Annotated in this window: 17 protein-coding genes; 6 read left to right on the top strand and 11 right to left on the bottom strand. The window is 65.8% G+C overall.

What is annotated here, in order from left to right; translation table 11 throughout:
* Nucleotides 1–44: 44 nt before the first annotated feature.
* The 8 genes from B3611_RS07465 to B3611_RS07430 all read right to left on the bottom strand — a co-directional run bounded on the left by B3611_RS07465 (nucleotide 45) and on the right by B3611_RS07430 (nucleotide 7,941).
* Nucleotides 45–419: a Rieske (2Fe-2S) protein gene (locus B3611_RS07465; protein WP_291314454.1), complete on the bottom strand. Its 375-nt coding sequence runs from the start codon at nucleotides 417–419 to the stop codon at nucleotides 45–47.
* Nucleotides 420–474: 55 nt separating this feature from the next.
* The gene (gene trpA, locus B3611_RS07460) at nucleotides 475–1,317 is read right to left on the bottom strand and encodes a tryptophan synthase subunit alpha (protein WP_291314453.1); all 843 of its coding nucleotides are present in this window, start codon (nucleotides 1,315–1,317) and stop codon (nucleotides 475–477) included.
* Between the two features lie 2 nt (nucleotides 1,318–1,319).
* Nucleotides 1,320–2,564: a tryptophan synthase subunit beta gene (gene trpB, locus B3611_RS07455; RefSeq protein ID WP_291314452.1), complete on the bottom strand. Its 1,245-nt coding sequence runs from the start codon at nucleotides 2,562–2,564 to the stop codon at nucleotides 1,320–1,322.
* A gap of 16 nt (nucleotides 2,565–2,580) precedes the next feature.
* Nucleotides 2,581–3,999 carry a bifunctional indole-3-glycerol-phosphate synthase TrpC/phosphoribosylanthranilate isomerase TrpF gene (trpCF, locus tag B3611_RS07450; RefSeq protein WP_291314584.1) on the bottom strand — a complete coding sequence of 473 codons (1,419 nt, stop codon included), beginning with the start codon at nucleotides 3,997–3,999 and terminating at the stop codon, nucleotides 2,581–2,583.
* Nucleotides 3,986–5,014, bottom strand: a complete 1,029-nt coding sequence (gene trpD / locus B3611_RS07445; RefSeq protein ID WP_291314451.1) for an anthranilate phosphoribosyltransferase — start codon at nucleotides 5,012–5,014, stop codon at nucleotides 3,986–3,988. Before trpD ends, trpCF begins: the two co-directional genes overlap by 14 nt.
* Entirely contained in the window at nucleotides 5,014–5,643 is a 630-nt protein-coding gene (locus B3611_RS07440) for a glutamine amidotransferase-related protein (protein WP_291314450.1), read from the bottom strand. Before B3611_RS07440 ends, trpD begins: the two co-directional genes overlap by 1 nt.
* Nucleotides 5,640–7,184 (bottom strand): anthranilate synthase component 1, encoded by a 1,545-nt coding sequence (locus tag B3611_RS07435; protein ID WP_291314449.1) that lies wholly within the window; start codon nucleotides 7,182–7,184, stop codon nucleotides 5,640–5,642. Before B3611_RS07435 ends, B3611_RS07440 begins: the two co-directional genes overlap by 4 nt.
* A gap of 301 nt (nucleotides 7,185–7,485) precedes the next feature.
* Entirely contained in the window at nucleotides 7,486–7,941 is a 456-nt protein-coding gene (locus tag B3611_RS07430) for an SdpI family protein (protein ID WP_291314448.1), read from the bottom strand.
* 201 nt (nucleotides 7,942–8,142) lie between these two features.
* Between B3611_RS07430 and B3611_RS07425 the strand changes: the two genes are divergently transcribed.
* Nucleotides 8,143–9,363: a dicarboxylate/amino acid:cation symporter gene (locus tag B3611_RS07425; RefSeq protein ID WP_291314447.1), complete on the top strand. Its 1,221-nt coding sequence runs from the start codon at nucleotides 8,143–8,145 to the stop codon at nucleotides 9,361–9,363.
* A 108-nt stretch (nucleotides 9,364–9,471) separates the two neighbouring features.
* Here B3611_RS07425 and B3611_RS07420 read toward each other — a convergent pair whose 3' ends face one another.
* The 3 genes from B3611_RS07420 to B3611_RS07410 all read right to left on the bottom strand — a co-directional run bounded on the left by B3611_RS07420 (nucleotide 9,472) and on the right by B3611_RS07410 (nucleotide 12,390).
* Nucleotides 9,472–9,990 carry a HEPN domain-containing protein gene (locus B3611_RS07420; protein WP_291314446.1) on the bottom strand — a complete coding sequence of 173 codons (519 nt, stop codon included), beginning with the start codon at nucleotides 9,988–9,990 and terminating at the stop codon, nucleotides 9,472–9,474.
* A complete protein-coding gene (locus tag B3611_RS07415; RefSeq protein ID WP_291314445.1) occupies nucleotides 9,987–11,123 on the bottom strand; it encodes a DUF262 domain-containing protein in 1,137 nt (378 codons plus the stop codon). The genes B3611_RS07420 and B3611_RS07415 overlap by 4 nt, the downstream gene beginning before the upstream one ends.
* Nucleotides 11,124–11,253: 130 nt before the next feature.
* Complete coding sequence (locus tag B3611_RS07410) at nucleotides 11,254–12,390, bottom strand: ABC transporter ATP-binding protein (RefSeq protein WP_291314444.1); 1,137 nt, start codon at nucleotides 12,388–12,390, stop codon at nucleotides 11,254–11,256.
* 142 nt (nucleotides 12,391–12,532) lie between these two features.
* On the opposite strand from B3611_RS07410, the gene B3611_RS07405 reads away from it, so the two are divergent.
* The 5 genes from B3611_RS07405 (at nucleotide 12,533) to B3611_RS07385 (ending at nucleotide 18,927) form a co-directional block, all read left to right on the top strand.
* The gene (locus B3611_RS07405; RefSeq protein ID WP_291314443.1) at nucleotides 12,533–13,246 is read left to right on the top strand and encodes a hypothetical protein; all 714 of its coding nucleotides are present in this window, start codon (nucleotides 12,533–12,535) and stop codon (nucleotides 13,244–13,246) included.
* Nucleotides 13,247–13,265: 19 nt separating this feature from the next.
* On the top strand, nucleotides 13,266–14,702 hold the full coding sequence (locus B3611_RS07400) for a DUF5129 domain-containing protein (RefSeq protein WP_291314442.1): 1,437 nt from the start codon (nucleotides 13,266–13,268) through the stop codon (nucleotides 14,700–14,702).
* A 49-nt stretch (nucleotides 14,703–14,751) separates the two neighbouring features.
* Complete coding sequence (locus tag B3611_RS07395; protein ID WP_291314441.1) at nucleotides 14,752–15,873, top strand: MFS transporter; 1,122 nt, start codon at nucleotides 14,752–14,754, stop codon at nucleotides 15,871–15,873.
* Between the two features lie 10 nt (nucleotides 15,874–15,883).
* Nucleotides 15,884–16,861 (top strand): NAD(P)-binding domain-containing protein, encoded by a 978-nt coding sequence (locus tag B3611_RS07390; RefSeq protein WP_291314440.1) that lies wholly within the window; start codon nucleotides 15,884–15,886, stop codon nucleotides 16,859–16,861.
* Between the two features lie 188 nt (nucleotides 16,862–17,049).
* Nucleotides 17,050–18,927: a DUF2075 domain-containing protein gene (locus B3611_RS07385; protein WP_291314439.1), complete on the top strand. Its 1,878-nt coding sequence runs from the start codon at nucleotides 17,050–17,052 to the stop codon at nucleotides 18,925–18,927.
* Nucleotides 18,928–18,934 lie beyond the last annotated feature (7 nt).

The raw sequence follows: 18,934 nt of genomic DNA, 5'->3' as shown, positions 1-18,934 counted from the left end.
CCGGGCGCCCCGTCCCCGCTCCCCCGCGGCGGGCGGGACGTGAATTACTTCTCGGAGTCCGTGGCCACCAGGCGGTCGCCCTGCTCGGCCAGCTCGACCTGGCGCATCCCGCGCACCGCGGGGCCGTTGACAACGGAGCCGTCGGCGATGCTGAAGCGTGAGCCGTGGGCGGTGCAGCGCACGATGTCACCCTGCACCTGGGTGATTTTCTTGAACTCGTGGGGGCAGGTGGTGGAGTAGGCGACGAAGTGGCCCTCGGTGGGCTGGGCGATGATCACCTTGTCCAGGATCACCGCGCTGCCGACCGGCACCTCGGTCTTGGCCACGTCCTCCGAGGGGTTCTTGCCGCAGGCGGCGAGGAAGGCGCCCGCGAAGGTGGTGGCGGAACCGAGCAGGAAAAGGCGTCGTGAGCAGGTCATGCGTCAGAGTCTAGCCCAGCGGTCCAGCCCGAAGGCCCAACCCGGCCACCCGGCCTCACTCCCCGCGCGTCGCGGCCTTCATGCGGGAGACAAAGCTGCTCAGCTCCTCCTTGAGCGCCCCCATGTCCCGCACCCGCCCCGGGCTCGGGTGCGTCCCCTCGGTGTGGCGGTCGATGATGGAGGTGATCGCGGAACCGGTGATCGCGCCCGCCGCTCCCGCCTGGACGGCTGCGCGGACATGTTCGGGGGAGGAAATGCCGAAGCCGAGGAGCACCGGGGCGCCGCCGAAGCGCTGGACGTTCTCCACCACGTCGCGGAGCCCCTCCACGGAGGACTCCCGTTCGGTGCCTGTGACCCCGTCGCGCGAAATGGCATAGATGTAGCCGCGGGACTGCGCCGCGACCCCCTCGAGGGTTTGCGCGGACGCCTTGGCGGGGGCGATGTAGATCGGCGCGATGCCGTGGGCCTCGGCGGCCTGGCTGAAGGGCCGGCCCTCGCGCACGGGGACGTCGGGAAGCAGGATGCTGTCGGCGCCCGCCTCCGCGAACTCGCGGTAGAAGTCCTCGACCCCACGCACGTACGCGACGTTGGCGTAGATGAGCATGCCGATCGGCAGGTCGGGGTACTCGGAGCGGATGGTGCGCACCTGCTCGAGGGCCTTGTCGACGCTCGCCCCTCCGTCCAGGGCGCGGATGTGCGCCTTCTGGATCGTCGGGCCGTCGGCCACGGGGTCGGAGAAGGGCACGCCCAGCTCGAGGGCGTCGGCACCGGCGTCGACGATGGTGCGGATGATCTCCAGGGCATCGGCGGGGTTCGGGTCGCCCAGCATCACGAAGGACACGAACGCGCCCTCCCCCTTTTCCTTGAGCGCGGCGAAGGTGGTGTCGTAGCGGGACATGGTTAGTTCTCCCTCTCGTGGGTCTTGGTGATCACCCAGTCGGGGTGCTGGTCCAGGGTGGCGCGCACGTGGGCGACGTCCTTGTCGCCGCGGCCGGACAGGGAGACCAGGATGTTCACGGGTTCGGTGGCTTCCTCGGCGCGCTTCAGGGCGTAGGCCATCGCGTGGGAGGATTCGAGGGCGGGGATGATGCCCTCGTACTTGGACAGGAGCTGGAAGGCCAGCAGGGCGTCCTCGTCGTTGACGGGCACGTACTGCGCGCGACCGGTCTTGGCCAGGTGGGCGTGCTCGGGGCCGACGGCCGGGTAGTCCAGGCCCGCTGAGATGGAGTAGGACTCCTCCACCTGGCCGTCGTCATTGCGCATGAGGTAGGAGCGGGTACCGTGGAGGATGCCCACGGTCCCGGCGGCAATGGCGGCGCCGTGCTTGCCCACGCCCACGCCCTCGCCTCCCGGCTCGGTGCCGACGAGCTGGACGCCCTCGTCGTCGATGAAGTCGGCGAACATGCCGATTGCGTTCGAGCCGCCGCCGACGCAGGCGACGACCACATCCGGCAGCGCCCCGGTGCGCTCGATCATCTGGGCCCGCGCCTCCTGGGAGATGACGCGGTGGAACTCCTTCACCATCTTCGGGAAGGGGTGCGGCCCGGCCGCCGTGCCGAGCAGGTAGTGGGACTCGTGGAAGGTGGCGGTCCAGTCGCGCAGGGCCTCGTTCACGGCGTCCTTCAGGGTGCCGGAGCCGGAGTCGACGCCCACGACCTCCGCGCCCATGAGGCGCATGCGGTAGACGTTGGGCTCCTGGCGGGCCATGTCCTCCACGCCCATGTAGACCACGCAGTCGAGGTCGAGCAGCGCGCACGCCAGCGCGGTGGCGGTGCCGTGCTGGCCCGCACCGGTCTCCGCGATGATGCGGGTCTTGCCCATCTTCTTGGCCAGCAGCGCCTGCCCGATCACCTGGTTGGTCTTGTGGGCGCCGCCGTGCACCAGGTCCTCGCGCTTGAGGAAGATCCTCGCGGGCGTGTCCCCCAGCGGGAGGTTGCGGCACTCGGTGAGGGGTGTGGGCCGGCCGAGGTAGTCGCGCAGGAGCGCGCGGTACTCCTGCATGAACTCCTCGCTCCCCCACGCGGCCACGAAGGCCCGCTCGAGCTCGTCGAGCGCCGGGAGGAGCGACTCGGGGACGAACTGCCCGCCGAATTCTCCGTAGTAGGCCGGCAGGAGCGTGCTCCCGCCGTGCGTGTAGTCGGTCATGTTCGCGTCCTTGCGTTTAGTAGTGGAAGTTTCTGATTGTCTCGAAGGTCCGTCGCATGGCGCCCGCGTCCTTCGCGCCCGCCCAGGCACCCGCGCCGGCCGGGTACTCGACGCCCGAGTTGAGGTCCACGCCCGCGCACCCGACGCGGAGCGCGCCGCCCACGTTGTCCGGTCCGAGTCCCCCCGCGAGCAGAGCCATGCCCTTGACCTCCTCCGGCACCTGCGCCCACTCGAAGGCCTCGCCCGAACCGCCGTCGTGGGCATCGAGCACGAGCTTGTCGACGTCCCCGAGCAGCGCCGTGGCCACCTGCGGTCCCTCCGGCCGGCTCATGGACACCGCGCGCCAGACCTCGACGCCCTCCCCCACCTCGTCGCGCACCCGGCGGACGAGGTCGGTTTCGGCGGCGATGGACCCCTGGTAGGGGGCGTGAACCTGAACGGCGTGGACCCCCTCCAGAGCAAGCTCCGCCCAGCCTTCTGCGCGCCGCGAGACGGCGACGTACCGCAGGTGGGGCTCGGAAGCCATGATCTTCTCCGATGTTTCACGTGAAACATTGCGCGACGACGTATCCTCGAAGATCAGCCCGCCGTACACGGCACCGCACGCCCGGGCCGCCTGCGCCGCGGAGGTTGACGTGAGCCCGCAGACCTTGTTCGGCCCGTAGACCAGCTCCCGTGCTGCGAGGTCCACGTCCGGCTGGCCGGTGAGCTGCGAACCGACCAGGAACCCGTCCGAATGGCCCCCGAGGCGGCGGATCGTCTCCGCATCGCGGATCCCCGACTCGGACACCACCAGAGCGCCCTCGGGCGCGAGCGGTGCGAGGCGGGCGGAGCGGGAGAGGTCGATCGAGAGGTCGTGGAGATTTCGGTGGTTGATCCCGTAGATCCGGGCCCCCAGCGCCGTCGCACGTCGAGCCTCCTCCTCGTCGATGACCTCCGTGAGCACGTCCATGCCCAGGCGCTCCGCCTCGGCGGAGAGGGCGGCGTAGGTGGCGTCGTCAAGCACGCTCAGCATGAGCAGGACGGCGTCGGCGCCGAAGTAGCGCGCCGCGTGGATCTGGGCCTCGTCGACGATGAAGTCCTTGCACAGCACCGGCAGGTGGGTCGTCGCGGCGACGGCGGCCAGGTGGTCGTAGTCCCCGCCGAAGCGGTCGGGTTCGCACAGCACTGAGATGCCGGCCGCGTAGCGCGAATAGACGGAGGCGATCTCCCCCGGTTCGTAGTGCGCCCGGATCGTCCCCAGCGAAGGCGAGGCGGACTTGCACTCCATGATGTACTGCGCACCCGGTCGGGCAAGGTTGTCGTAGAGGGAGCGCTCGGAGCGGGCCAAGGTTGCGGGGTCCACGTGGGAAATACGCCCCTTTATTTCGTCAATGTGACGTAAACGCCCCTGGACGATTCCCTCCAGGACCGTGGGCATGTTAGGCACTGTAATCGGCCTCCTCGTGTGTCGCGAGCCACTGTGAGACGGTGCCGTCTGCAATCAGCCCGAGCGCGTGTTCGACCCCGGCCCGCATCGTGTCCGCCGTGCCGTAGAGGTAGAACATCGCCGCGGCCGCGGCGGCGACGGCATCGCGGTGTGCGTCGGGTCCCTGCCCCGCGAAGGTGGCGCGCATCATCGCGGCGTTCTCCTCCCCGCTCCCCCCGCGGAGCTCCTCGAGTGCGTGGGTGGGCAGGCCCAGATCAGACGGCGTGATGGTGTAGTGTTCGATGGACCCGTCGCGGCCGAGCTCCCAGATCTGCGTTTCCCCGTGCAGGGCGATCTCGTCGGTCCCCGCCCCGTGGACGACAAGTGCGCGGCCCCGCCCCAGCTCCTTCATGGTGCTGGCAATTAATTGGCCCTGCCGAGGGTTGGCAATCCCCATTATCTGAAACTCCGGCCTACCCGGGCTGAGCAGGGGCCCCATCGTGTTGAACAGCGTGGGGATGCCGAGCGACTTGCGCACCGGCTGGACGTGGGCGATCGCCGGGTTGTAGGCCGGGGCGAAGAGGAACGTGAAGTTGGACGATTCGAACTGGCGCACCGCGCGCTCCGGGTCCAGGTCGAGCGGGATGTTCAGCGCCTCCAGCACGTCCGCCGACCCGGACTTGGAGGACACGGAGCGGTTGCCGCACTTGATCATCTTCACCCCGCCGGCGGCGGCCACGAGGGAGGCCGCGGTGGTGATGTTGATGGTGTTCGCGCCGTCGCCGCCCGTGCCGGCGGTGTCCATGATCCCCTCCCCCGTGACCGGGAAGGGCCGCCCCGCCCGCAGGAACGCCCGCGCTGCTCCGGCGACATCGGCGAAGGTTTCCCCGCGCGTGCGCACGGTGGCCAGCAGCGCCGCGATGTGCACGTCGTCGTAGTCCCCGACGGTCAGCGGGGTGAAGGCCTCGATAGCCTCCTCCAGCGTGGGCTCCGGGTTGTCCAGGAAGCGCCTCAGGATCTCCAGGGCTTTGTCGCTCGCCATCAGTTCGCGCCTTTCTGTGTCAGTTCGTCCACGCAGCGTTCCAGGATCAGCGGGCCGCCGGGTGTGAGGATGGATTCGGGGTGGAACTGCAGCCCCAGGGACATGCCGTCGTCGGAGGCCGCGGCCATGATGACGTCGCCAAGCTGCGTGTCCGTGCGCGCCAGCGCGTGCAAGCCCTCCGGCAGCTCGATGGCCCCCAGGGAGTGGTACCGCGCGACTGGCACCTCGCGGCCGGGCGAGTCCGGGGTGCCGCCCACGGTGAGGCCGCGGAAGATCGGCGAGGCCAGCCCGGCGGGCTCGAGCTCCATGCTTATCGACGCCCCATGCACCGCCCCGCAGGGCTGCACGCGCCCCCCGAAGTGCTCGACCAGCGCCTGGAAGCCCAGGCAGATGCCCAGGATGGGCACCCTGCCCTGCGCAAGGCGGATGAGCTCCATCATGCAGCCCGCCTGCCCCGGGTACCCGGGCCCGGGCGAGAGCACGATGAGGCTGGGGCCCGCGTCAAGCACGCGCTGCGCCGCAACGGTGTTGCGGTAGACCACCGTCTCGTGGGCGCTGAGGGCGTCGACGAGGTTGTAAACGAAGGAGTCCTGGTTATCCAGCAGGACGATCGGGCCGCGGCGGGTCACTTGACCACCTCCAGGGTTGCTCCGGCGGCGAGCGCGATGGCGTTGAGCACCGCGTACGCCTTGTGCAGGGTCTCGTCGGCCTCGGCCTGTGGGTCGGAATCGCGCACCACACCGGCGCCGGCCTGCACGGCCGCGACCCCGCCGGTGACGTAGGCCGAGCGGATGACGATGCAGTTGTCCATGTCCCCGGTGCCGGTGAGGTAGCCCACCGCGCCGCCGTAGGAGCCGCGGCGCGCTCCCTCGAGTTCCCGGATGAGCTCCGTGGCGCGCAGCTTCGGCGCACCGGTGAGGGTGCCCATGTTCATGCAGGCGCGGTAGGCGTCCAGGGCGTCCAGGTCCGGGGCCAGGGTGGCGGTGACGCGGGAGACCAGGTGCATGACGCGGGAGTAGCGGTCCACCTGGAGCAGGTCGGCGACGCGGCGGCTGCCGGGCACGGCCACGCGGGCCATGTCGTTGCGGGCGAGGTCCACCAGCATCGTGTGTTCCGCCACCTCCTTCGCGTCGGTGCGCAGCTGCAGCTCCATGCGCGTGTCCAGCTCGTGGTTCACGCTGCCGTCGGGGTTGAGGCCGCGCGGGCGGGTGCCTGCGATCGGGTAGAGCTGCACCTCGCGGGTCGCGGAGTTGAACTTCAGGTTCGATTCAGGGGAGGCGCCGAAGAGCTCGTAGGGCTCGCCGGCGCGGTCCAACCCGCGCACGTAGAACATGTAGGGCGAGGGGTTGGTCTCGCGCAGGCGCTGGTAGGCGGCGAAGGCGTCCGGGCACGCGGTGGTGAAGGTGCGGGCCGGCACCACCTGGTAGATGTCGCCGTTCTCGATGTGGCCCTTGAGCGTGTCCACGTCCCTGCGGAACTCCTCGTCGGAGATGTCGGCGGTGACGGTGAGCGTCTCCGCCACGTCGGCGGGTGCCGGCCGGGCGGGATCGGCGTTGTCGATGCACCGCGCCAGGGCGTTGAGGTCCGGGGTGGTTCCGTCGAGGGAAATTCCCGCCAGGTAGGCGGTGCGCTCCCGGTGGTCGATGCGCAGGAGCGTCTCCGCGACCACGAACTGGTAGTCCGGGTAGGTGTTGGCGGATTCCCCCACGCCGGGCAGCGTCTCAAAGGTGGCCAGGTAGTCGAAGGCCATTCCACCCGCGAGGAACGGGAAGTCCCCCTCGCGGTACCCGGCCCCGGTGCTGAGCGCGCGCAGAACCTCGGCGCTGGAGGTGGCGGTGAGGCGCTCGCGCTCGTCGGCGGCGGTGGAGGCGGGAAAGTCGAAGGTGTTCTCCCCCGCTGCGTAGTCACCCAGGCGCTCGGCCAGGTCGGCGGCGAGCACCTCACCGGAGGGGGTCAGGGGCTCGACGGTTACGTGGGGCCCGTTGCAGGTGACGCGCAGCGACGCCGCAAGCACGGCCACGGACTGGAGTCCCGAGCGGGTGGTGATGTCCGCCGACTCGAGTAGCACCGCATCGGTGGCGCGGGGGCCGCCGAGGTGCGCGAACAAGCTCGACGCGTCCGCGTGGTACTTCACGTCCACGCGGGCTGTCGCGGGGTGGGGGTTCCTCATTCGTACGTCCTTGTGTCGTTTCCTTCACCGGGGTACTGGGAACAAAAAGACCCGCGGTGCTTGGTGGTCCAAGCCGGCGGGCCGAGAGTGTGACTAAATGGGTGGCACGCCGTCTACGCGCGCCACCACCACTGCGCGGGCGCAGCGGTTGCGTTCAAGATGGTGGAAGTCACAGGGGAAAGAGTAGCGGGCATCACACGGCCGCGCAAGGCTTTTCGACGCCCACCCGCCCCGCGCAGAAAAAACACCCCCCGCCGGAGGGCGGAGGGCGCAGCGGAAACTCAATGTTTCACGTGAAACATCACCGGGCGCCACCCTCGTCGGCGCGGCCGGCCGCCTTGCGCAGCGCGCCGAGGTCAACCTGGGGCGAGGGCGCCCCGGGGGCGGGTTCCGGGTTCGCCTGGGTATCGCGGGAGGCGTCGATAAGCGCGGCGGCGCGCGCCCCGAAGTTACCCGCGACCGAGAAGCCCACCACCGCCGCGATGGCGAAGATGGCGGGGACGACCCACATCCAGCCGTTGGCGAGGAAGGCGAAGGCGGCGCCGAAAGCGAGCGCGACGCCGGAGAAGAGCCAGATCGGGCCCGCGACCCGGTGCGCCTGGTCCCAGATCGCCTTGTCCTTGCGAACCTCCGGCACGCGGAGCCCGAAGACGGAGTTGCCCGGCAGCTTGCCTGCGGTGGCCATCGCGCCCGGGACGATCAGGGCGAGCGCGAGAACGAGGAGGAGGATGCCGGCGACGAGGTTTGCTGCACTCATGCACATCAGCATAACCCGGGCTCATCGCGGCCCCGAAAGCGCTCCGGGGAGCCCATCGGCGCGCAAAAAGCTGAACCGGCGCACACAAACCGTGAGGTAATCGGCCCGGCGGGTACCCCTGACGTATAGGTTTAGGGTTGTCTATTCAGACTGTCCCCTTTGTAAATGACCCGGACCCGGGTCGAGTGAAAAGGCTCGTACATGAAATCGAAAGTCTTGAACTCGCTGCTCTTCTGGATCGTCGTGGCAATTCTGCTCGGCATCCTCTGCAGCATGTTCTTCCCCGTTTGGCTGGCCCGGGTGTTCATCACCTTCAACGGCCTGTTCTCCAACTTCCTGGGATTCTTCGTCCCTGTCCTGATCTTCTCGCTGATCACCCCGGCCATCGCGGGGCTCGGCCGCGGTGCCGGCAAGTGGCTCGGGCTCACCGCCGGCTTGGCCTACGGCTCCACCATTATCTCCGGCATGATCGCCTGGGGCCTGTCCTCGGCGCTCTACCCCTCGCTGCTCGGCGACCGCAGCTTGATCACCACCGTCGACGACCCGGAGGCCGGTGGGCTCAGCCCGTTCTTCGAGGTTGACATGCCCGCGCCGTTCGAGGTCATGGCGGGCCTGCTGCTCGCCTTCGTGGTGGGCCTGGGCATGACGGCCGTGAAGTCCGACACCATGTACAAGTTCTTCACCGAGCTGGAATCGGTGGTGATGAAGGTGGTCAAGGTCTTCGTCATTCCCCTGCTGCCGGTGTTCATCTTCGGCACCTTCCTTAACCTCGGCATGAACGACAACCTCGGTTCCACCATGTCCGCCTTCGGGCGCGTGCTGGTCCTCGCGGTGGCGATGACCATCGTGATCGTCATCCTCCAGTACCTCGTCGCCGGCGCGGTCGCGGGCCGCAACCCCTTCACCTCGCTGAGGAACATGCTGCCCGCCTACTTCACCGCGCTGGGCACCTCCTCCTCCGCCGCGACCATCCCGGTCACCTACGAGTCCACGCTGAAGAACAAGGTGGACGAGAACGTCGCCGGCTTCGTGGTCCCGCTCTGCGCGACGATCCACCTCTCCGGCTCGATGATGAAGATCACCCTCTACGCCCTCGCCATCGTCTACATGGGCTCCCTGCCCATCGGACCGGGCCAGATCGCGGGCTTCATCCTCCTGCTGGGCATCATGATGGTCGCCGCCCCGGGCGTGCCGGGCGGAGCGATTATGGCGGCCGTGGGCCTGCTGCAGTCCAACCTCGGCTTCGACGACTCGATGGTCTCGCTCATGATCGCCGCCTACATCGTCATCGACTCGTTCGGCACGGCCGCCAACGTCACGGGTGACGGCGCGATCGCGATGATCGTCAACCGCTTCGCCGCGGGTTCCATCGAGGGTTACAAGCTCGAGGAGGAGCGCGAGGACGAGGGCAATTCTAAGTAAACCAGCCCACCCTGCACATCCATGTGCCCCGTATCTCGGCATTGAGATACGGGGCACATGATTTCTGGCGGACGCCAAATCCAGCATCGATTCCCAATGAATTACCTACTAGACTGGTTTGACCTTCTGTGGCATGAGGATTTCAAGAATGCCATCCCCAATCATAATCGCGTAGTCACACAAGTCGAGAGCTTTCCGCCGACCTAAACTATCGCTTTGGCCGTGAGCGATGCTGTTGCGCTTCGACACTAAGAACTCCAGCTCCCGTTTTAGGAGTTCGTCATCCTTCCCCAAAAGATCAGCAACTTCTTCTGCCCATTCAACTCGAAAGCTCCGTAGAAGGCTATCAATTTTCCCGGGTTTAGGATTCCGACCTTTGAAAAAACCTGACTCGACATACGAAAGCACGGAAGGAGATGCTTCGTATGCCAAGGTATCCAACAATCCGCGCTCCACGCACAATTCGATATATCCACACGAGCGAATCACCAAGAATCGACACATCGCCCGTTCAATTGTGTCATTGTCGGCACTGAGTGAATCTAATTCGGCGCGCAGGCATTGAATGTCATTACGGCTGTTGATAATTTCGACGGAGGGCCATGACATAACTTTCTCAGGTGTCATTTAGTGCCGAAACTTTCTTCGGCAATCTGTAAACGTTGCTTAACTTGCTGCTCGTCAGCGCTTGAACTCGTAGAAAATCTCTGAAATTCCTCGTTCTTGCGGAGCGAGTCGTAACCTGACTTTAACTCCTCTACATCCAACGGGCCTTGCGACAATCTCTTCATGATCCCGAAGTAAAGACCGTCTGTCCAGGCGTTGTTGACTTGCTTAGATGCCCTCCGCAGAGCGTCCTCACCAAAGTTTTCGCTCAGTAAGGACGAGGCCTGCAAGAACAATTCTCCCGCCTGCCGTGTTTCGTCTCTTACTCCGTTACGATTGGCTTCCAAGAACTTGTTAATAAAAGTCTTTAGGGGCCGGGAATATTCGTCTGAATGTAGGAAAAGAGCGAGGATTCTGGCGACCAACTCCTGGTCTCTAATTCGCTTATTTTTTCGCCCGTATAACTGGCGCCAATCGGGGCTCCGGTTCAACGTCTCCAAGTACTCGATAATGGGCCCGGCAAACAGCGCCACACGAATTTCATGAGCGGTTAGTTGGGTGCCACCAGAGTTCAGCCGCTCAAAAATTTGATAGATAGCGTCCATATTGTCCGCATCAGGCTGCGCCGTAACAATAACGGTCTGCATGAAAGTGTTATCTAGCTTTCGTCGTAACTCTGCTGGGAGGTTCCTGTAGGTGAGCCCCCTAAACGTCTCGGAAACGTAGTTCAAAGAAAATTCCCTGCCCGAGAACAATCCGTCATAGAAGTGGGACAAAGTGCGCAGGCGTTGCTGGCCGTCAAGTACTAGCATCCGCCCATCGCCTTGTCTGACAAGAAAAATTCCTGGGATTGGGAAACCGAGCAGGAGAGATTCAACGAACCTATCCATTTGTGGTTTTCGCCAGACAAACCCTCGCTGGAAGCCGGCGGTTTCGATGTCATCTGCGGTTTCACCGAAAGAAGGGATAACAATGTCGCCGCGGTCGAGTCTGCGCACCAGCCCTTCAACATCAAAATCTTGCCCGGCATAAGTGACAGTGGGCGGCTGCGCTGCGGGAAATTCGAGATCTTCGATCTCTTCGCGCGTCAGAGTTAGCTGGTCATCCTCTGTCAAAGAATGGAAATCCATCGTGTCCTGGCCAGGTTCTTTCATGCAGGTGACACCTTTTCCTTAATCGGTTCGTGTTGGTGAAGTGGTTTAGGATCGAATGCTAAGTCGGTGATGTATCGCTTTGATTGTAAAGACCGGCACGGTAATCACGGGTGCGACAATCGCGGTCTAGTCACCTTTCAAACGTCATTCCGGATTGCTTGGAGAAGGCGTGGAGGCCGCCCTCCTCGATCTGGACGTGGATCACGTCACCGGGCTGCACCCCGGAGAGCGGGGGCGTGCGCACGACGATGTGCCCGGTGGACTCGGGGCTGGACCCCTCGGCCGCCCAGCCGCCGCCGGCGAGCTGGCCGTAGAGGTAGGAGTCGGAGCCGAGCTCCTCGACAAACTCCACCTCGACCGGGATGGTGTGCTGGACCTCCCCGCCGACGAGGCGCAGCGCCTCGGGGCGGAAGCCGAGGATGATCTCGCCGTTGTCCGCCGGGGTGAGCGCGTCGGCGTACTCGCGGGGCAGCGGGATGGCCGCGGAGCCGAGGCGCGCGACGGCCGCGTCCCCGGAGCCCTCGACGCGGAAGGTGGAGAGGTTCATGGCCGGCGAGCCGATGAAGCCGGCGACGAAGACGTTGTCCGGGTGGTCGTAGAGCTCGCGCGGGGTGCCCACCTGCTGCAGCACGCCGAAGTTGAGTACGGCGATGCGGTCGCCCATGGTCAGCGCCTCGGTTTGGTCGTGGGTGACGTAGAGGGTGGTCACGCCCATGCGGCGCTGCAGGCTGGCGATTTGCGTGCGTGTCTGCACGCGCAGCTTCGCGTCGAGGTTGGACAGCGGCTCGTCCATGAGGAACACCTGCGGCTCGCGCACGATGGCGCGGCCCATGGCCACGCGCTGGCGCTGGCCGCCGGACAGGGCCTTGGGCTTGCGGTCGAGGAACTCGGTGAGGTCGAGGGTCTTCGCGGCGGCCTCGACGCGCTCGTTGATCTCCGCCTTGCCCATACCCGCGAGCTTGAGGGCGAAGCCCATGTTGTCGCGCACGGACATGTGCGGGTAGAGCGCGTAGTTCTGGAACACCATGGCGATGTCGCGCTCCTTGGGCTCCATCGTGGTCACGTCGCGGTCGCCGATGAAGATGCGGCCCTCGTTGGTCTCCTCCAACCCCGCGAGCATGCGAAGCGCGGTGGACTTGCCCGAGCCCGAGGGCCCGACGAGGACGAGGAACTCACCGTCCGCGATTTCCAGGCTGAGCTTGTCGACGCTCGGCTTTTCCGCCCCGGGGTAGACCCGGGTGGCCTGGTCAAAGGTCACTGTTGCCATGATTTCCTCCATCGGCAGGAACGTGCCGAACGATCCGTAGTGGGGATGGGATGTACCCGCACAGTATAGGTGGGGTGCGATACGGGGAACGCGATGTTTCACGTGAAACATGGCATTTGCGCCCGCCCGTATCCTTGGGGGAATGAGCGCGGAGATCGTCACCACCCTGTTCCTGGCCCACCCCGCCGACGCGGAGGAGGCCTACTCGGTCTACGCGCGCCGCGTGCGGGAGTCTCCCGCAACGGTGCTGGCGGTCTCACCCGGCCCGCACCCGATCGACGCCCCCTACGCGCTGTGGGACCTGCGCACCGAGGCCGCGTACGGCAACCTCGCCGCCCCGGAGGAGATGCAGCTCTACGAGGCCAATGCGCTCGTGGACTTCACGGGCGTGGACCGCGACACGGAGATAGACACCTTCTTCATCGACGACCCCTTCACCCCCGCCCGCTTCCCCTCCCAGATCGGCGGAATCTCGGGCCTGCTCAGCCGCGACGACGTCCAGCCGGGTGCTGAGCTCTCCCTCGTCAGCGTGGTCTACCTCGGCTCCGAGGGCGCCCAGGAACAGGCGCAGGCGCTCTTCACCCAGCTTCTTGAGCGCTGCACGGTCGTGGCCTACGAGGAGGACACGGCCCTGGTGGACGTGAGCGAGAACGCCGACCTGGTGGGGCCCCTGTGGATCCGCGACGCCACCCTCAACCTCATCGGCCGCGGCGACGGAGGCTTCTCCCCCGCCAAGGACGCGTGGTCCGGCTGGTTCCTCACGCCCAACACCCTCGACGAGGTCGAGGGCCGCATGGTGGAGCAGTTCGATCCCGCGGCGGTGATCATTGCCCGTGCGATAGCGGAACCCTTCTAACCCCGATAGGCTCCACCGCATGGCATCCGCATGGAAGTACAGCACGGTGGCAGGCGTCGCGGGCCTCGTCGCGCTCGGTGTGGGGGGCGCCGCGGCGGCGATGACGGATGTACCCGGCCGCGACCAGGTCGCCGTGGCCACCACCGGCGCGCCGCGCGTGCTTGTCGACGACCCCCAGGACGTGCTGACCCCCGAGGACGAGGCGCGCCTGGAGTCCGATGCCCGGCGCCTAGACGTGCCCGACACGGTGCACACCCTGCATTATCTGGTGCTGGGCCAGACTCGCGAGAACGTGAACGACTCCGTGGAGGAGTACCTCCGGGTGAACCGACCCGAGGAGATCGGCAGGGACAAGTTCGCCGACGGTGTGCTCATCATCGGCGCGGGTACCGACAACCGGAAGGTGTTCGCCTTCGCCGGGGAGGACGTAGCGAACCAGCTCTACCTGCGTAAGGGCCAGCGGGCCGAGCCGGTGAACGACGCCATCAAGCCCGGGATGCGCGACAACAACATCCCCGCCGCGCTGTTCGCCGGGGCCAGTAAGGCCACCGACGCGCAGGAGATCGAAGACTACGCCGCCGGCGAGGGGACGTCCGCGCGCATCACCAACGCCACCGTTGCGGGCGTGGGCACCGGTGCCGCCACCCTCGCGGGCGGGAGCCTTGTGGTGGCGCGGCAGAAGAAGCGTCGTGAAGCGATTGCTCAGGGCCGGAAGGACTACGAGCTGGTCACCCGCGAGTACGCGGAGCTGGGCCAGCGCCTCGACGAAGTGGATGTGCGCGCCAACTCCGTGAGCTCGGCGTTCGCGGACCGCGAGCTGCGCAAGGAGTGGGCCGAGGTGCGCGACCGCTTCCTGGGCATGCACGAGGCCGTCTCCGGTGCGAACGGTTTCGGGTCGGTCGACGTCAACGACGACAAGCAGGTGTGGGACCACCACAAGCAGATCGCCGAGGCCGCGGAGTCGGTGCGCCACGTCTCCACCGCCGAGGACAACATCAACCGCCTCTTCGCCATGGAGCAGGGCGACGCCGCCGCGCGCCGCGCCGGGCTGACCGAGCTGCGCAAGGACGTGAAGAAGGCGAACCGAGGCGTGAGCTCCCCCGCGCTGCGCGGGCGGCTGGCGGACCTGGAGGGCCGCATCGACTGGCTGGACCGCAACCCCGCCGACCCGGGCTTCGTGGACGAGTTCGTGCGGGTGCTCGAGGACTACCGCCTGGTGCTCGACGAGGTGAAGGAGCGCGAATTCAGCGACGTGAAGGAGCGCAACCCGCTCCAGCGCCCGCGCCTGTACGACAACAACTACTGGTACCCCAGCTACGTCCCCTACGTGATGCTGAGCAGCTGGCACAATTCCAACGTGCAGGCCGAGCGCGCCGCCCAGCAGTCGGCGTCCTCCGGCACCAACAGCTCCTTCAGCTCTGGCTTCTCCGGTGCGGGCGGTTCGAGCAGCTACTAAGGCGTCAGTCCCCCGTGGCGGTCCCGTGGGGCTGCCCTATCATTGAGCTATGCCCAAAATGGATAGACTGCGGTATCTGTGCATCATGATGGGCGGCTTCCTCGGGCCCTTCGCCGGGCAGTCGCTCTCCGTCGTGCTCCCCGAGTTCGCCGATGACTTCGGTATCTCGCTGCACCTCGCCTCCCTGACGATGACGGCCTACATGCTGCCCTTCGCGGTGATGATGCTGTTTTCCACCTACCTCGTGCGCAACCTCTCCCCCACCGCGGTGGTCCGCGTCGCGTACACGGTCATCGCGCTCGCCTCGGTGGCGCTCGTGTTCTCACCGGTGTGGGCGGTGTTCCTCGTGGCGTACGTCGCGGCGGCCATCTCCAACGCGTTCACCGCTCCCCTGCTCCAGCTGATCCTGCGCCACATCACCCCGCGCGAGCAGCTTGGCCGGGCGCTGGGCACGTACGCGGCGATGCAGTCCTTCGGCCTTTTCTCCGCCCCGCTCGTCGCCGGTGCGATGGTGACCTTCGCGTCCTGGCGCTGGATGTACGTGATCCTCATGGCGTTCTCGGTGCTCATCGTTGTGGTCGGCCTGCCCGCGGTGCCCCCGCAGCGGCGCGCGGCCGGGGAGGGCGCACCCGCGCGCGTGCTCGGCTGGCCCGTCATCCGCGCCAGCCTGACATTGTTGAGCATCGGCACGGCGGTGGTCGGAATGGGCTTCCTCGTCTCCATCCACGTGGGCGAGCTTTTCAGCGCCTCCCCCCTCACGCGCGGGTTCATCGTGATGGCCGGCGGGCTGACGTCCTTCATCCTGGCGCGCCCCGTCGGCGGGCTTGCCGACACACACGGCGCCCGCCCGCTGATCCTCGGGTCGCTGCTCGTGGCAGCGCTGGCCCTGGTGGGCATGGGGCTGAGCCGCTGGATGATCCCCCTGGCCATCCTGTGGGGCGTGGCGGTGCTCGCCGCCCAGGGCGTGCAGGTGGCGGTGAACATGCTGGTGCTCAGCTCGCCCGTGGGCGGGCAGATCCTGTCCACGGTGCAGGCCTTCCGCTTCTTCGGCAACGCGCTGACACCCCTGGTGATCCTGCCGGTGTACTCCGGAAACCACCTGGCCGGCTTCGGGCTGGCGGCGGCGCTGTTGGTGGTTGCGGCCGGGTTGAACGTGAAGGCGGCGCGGTAGGCTCGCTTCCGTGCATTACGAGGCGGTTGTGCTGGGCGGTGGCCAATCGGGGCTGGCCACCGCCTATTACCTGCTTAAGGCGGGGGTGGACTTTGTCATCCTCGACGACCAGGACGCGCCGGGCGGGGCCTGGCGGCACGTGTGGCCCTCGATGACGCTGTTCTCCACGTCCGAGTTCTCCAACCTGCCCGGCTGGCCCATGCCGCCTCACGACGGCTTCCCGCCCGCGCAGCACGTGATCGACTACCTGGCGGCCTACGAGAAGCGCTACAACATGCCCGTGGAACGCCCGGTGCGCGTGGACCGGGTTGATTGGGCTGACGGCCGGTTCGTGGTCTCTTCCGGGGAGCGCTTTTGGACCGCCGATGCGGTGGTGGCGGCGACCGGGACGTGGTCCGCGCCCTTCGTTCCCTTTTACCCCGGCACCTTCCGGGGCAGGCAGTGGCATTCCGCGCGGTACCCGGGCGTGGAACCCTTCCGGAATTCGAAGGTGGCGGTGGTGGGTGCCGCAAACTCCGGGGCGCAGATCGCCGCGGAGCTGACGGAGGCGGCCGAGGTGACCTGGTACACGCGTCGCGAGCCCCGCTGGATGCCCGACGACGTGGACGGCCGCGTGCTCTTCCACCGCAACCGGGGGCGGGCGCTGGCGCTCCTGCGCGGTGAACCGGACCCGGGCGCCGACACGCAACTCGGTGACATCGTGGCGCTGCCCGCGGTGCGTGCCGCCCGCGACTCGGGCCGCCTGGTTGCGACGCCCATGTTCCACTCGCTGGACGAGGTGGACGCGGACCACCTGATCTGGTGCACCGGCTTCCGTCCTGCGCTGGGGCCGGTGCGGGGTCTGATGGGGAACAACATGCCGGGGTTGTTCTTTGTTGGTTACGGGGACTGGGTGGGTCCGGGCGCCGCGACGATCACGGGCGTGGGGCCGTACGCGAAGCGGGCGGCGGAGGGGGTTGTGGGGTGGGTTACTCACCGACTCGGGTGAAACGCTTTCAGCGTCCAATTCCGAATCAGGTCAGAGGGGCACGTCACCGATCGCATGCCACGGCAAAAACACAAATTTCCAGCCCCCACCCTTGCTACCATCGACCGAGAAGTAGCGACCCCGACAGGCTTCCGCGCATTCTGAATCCGCTCGACGGATAGGCCTCCATGTCGCACGATTTTTCGTGCATGGAGGAGACCGTGACCGTTTTGCGGATGACTGGTGAAGAATTTATCGAGTCCGTAACCGATGCCGATTCCCTGGTCACAACAATGCTCCGAAATCTCCTCGAAGAACACCGCCAACACGCGGGTTTGTCCGAACAGCGGTCGTGGCGCCACAGTTTGCCCGTCCTGGCGGAGGATCTGGCGGCAGTCGGATTGAAAAATGTGGACGTCTTGCTGGAATACGGGCTTCCCCTCACCTCGCAGCGAGCGGATGCTGTCTTGGCAGGTCACCACCCAGATACCGGTGACCCATCCATCGTGGTGGTCGAATTGAAACAATGGTCTGAGGCTCACCCTTTCGAAGATGACGAAAACCTCGTTAGGGTCCCTGGAATTGCGGAGCCACGCGCGCATCCGTCTCGACAAGTCATGGGATACGGGCGCTACCTTTCTCAATATCTATCCGCGTTAGATGGCCACGAAGAGTGGGTGAGCACCACTGCCTACCTCCATGAGGCACCGAACGACGGGTCGGTTGCCGGCCTCGCATCCATTCCGGAGGCACCACTTTTCACCCGGGGAAACCGAGATCAATTCAGAGACTTCCTGGCATCGAAGTTGAGTGCGCAGAAGGTTTCGGGGACGGCTGATGTTCTCTTGAATTCGCCAGTGCGGCCATCGACGAAGTTGATGGAGGCAGCGGCCGAGGAGGTTCGAAACCGCGAGCAGTTTGTCCTACTTGGGGGACAGCAGCTGGTCGTGGACCTTGTGCGCCATGAGGTGGAGAAAGCCAAAACTGCCCCCAACAAGCGAGTGATTGTGGTGTCAGGCGGCCCGGGGAGTGGAAAGTCCGTAGTGGCGCTTAGTTTGTTGGGGGACCTCGGAAGACGGGGTTACAGTGCCCTTCACGCGACTGGATCGCGGTCGTTCACCCAAACGATGCGTAGCGTTGCCGGGTACCGCAGTCGCGATACCCAGAGCCTTTTCAAGTATTTCAATAATTTCACGCGGGCAGAACCCGATGGAATCGACGTACTCATTGCTGACGAGGCGCATCGGATTAGGGAAACCTCCAACAACAGGTTCACACGTGCCTCGGCGCGGAGCGATCGTCTACAAATCGATGAGCTGATCTCAGCGGCCAAGGTCCCGGTTTTTCTTCTCGATGACAAACAAGTGGTGCGTAAGGGCGAGCTAGGGTCGGTGCGTGAAATTACCGCGTTTGCACGATCACGTGGGCATGAAGTTGTGCACGTTGAACTGGATGAACAATTCCGGTGCGGCGGATCGGCAGGGTATGTCGAGTGGGTCGAGCAGATTCTGGGGTTGTCAGATGATGCCCCGGTAGAGGCTGCCCTGCCACCGGATGACACCTTAGAGGTGGATGTGGTGGATACCCCGTGGGACTTAGAACGTCGTTTGGCGGAAAAAGTGCAGCAAGGTTATTCCGCGAGGATGGCGGCTGGGTTCTGCTGGCCCTGGTCCGATCCAGTGGGAGGCCGTTTAATCGATGACGTCGTTATCGATGATTGGTCACGACCGTGGAACAACAAACAGGAGCGACGGGTGGGTGATGCTCCGCCGTCCGCCCTCTGGGCTACTCAGAGCGGGGGTTTCAACCAAGTTGGCTGCGTTTACACAGCTCAGGGATTTGAATTTGACTGGGCAGGCGTGATCATTGGCCCCGACCTTGTGTGGAGGGATGGCAGATTCCAGACCGTTCGACGCATGAACAGAGATCCTCATTTTAAGTACGCGTCGCGGGTACCGGACAGTGATTTCGACACCCTAGTAAGGCACATCTATAAAGTGCTGCTGACTCGGGGAATGATCGGAACTATCCTTTACTCCCCCGACGAGCAGACCCGTCAAGCTCTTCGAACCCTCACCCAGAAATAACCACCCC

It is taken from the genome of Corynebacterium sp. UBA2622, from assembly GCF_002339505.1.
Lineage (GTDB): Bacteria > Actinomycetota > Actinomycetes > Mycobacteriales > Mycobacteriaceae > Corynebacterium.
This window is presented reverse-complemented; position numbering and strand designations above follow the sequence as displayed.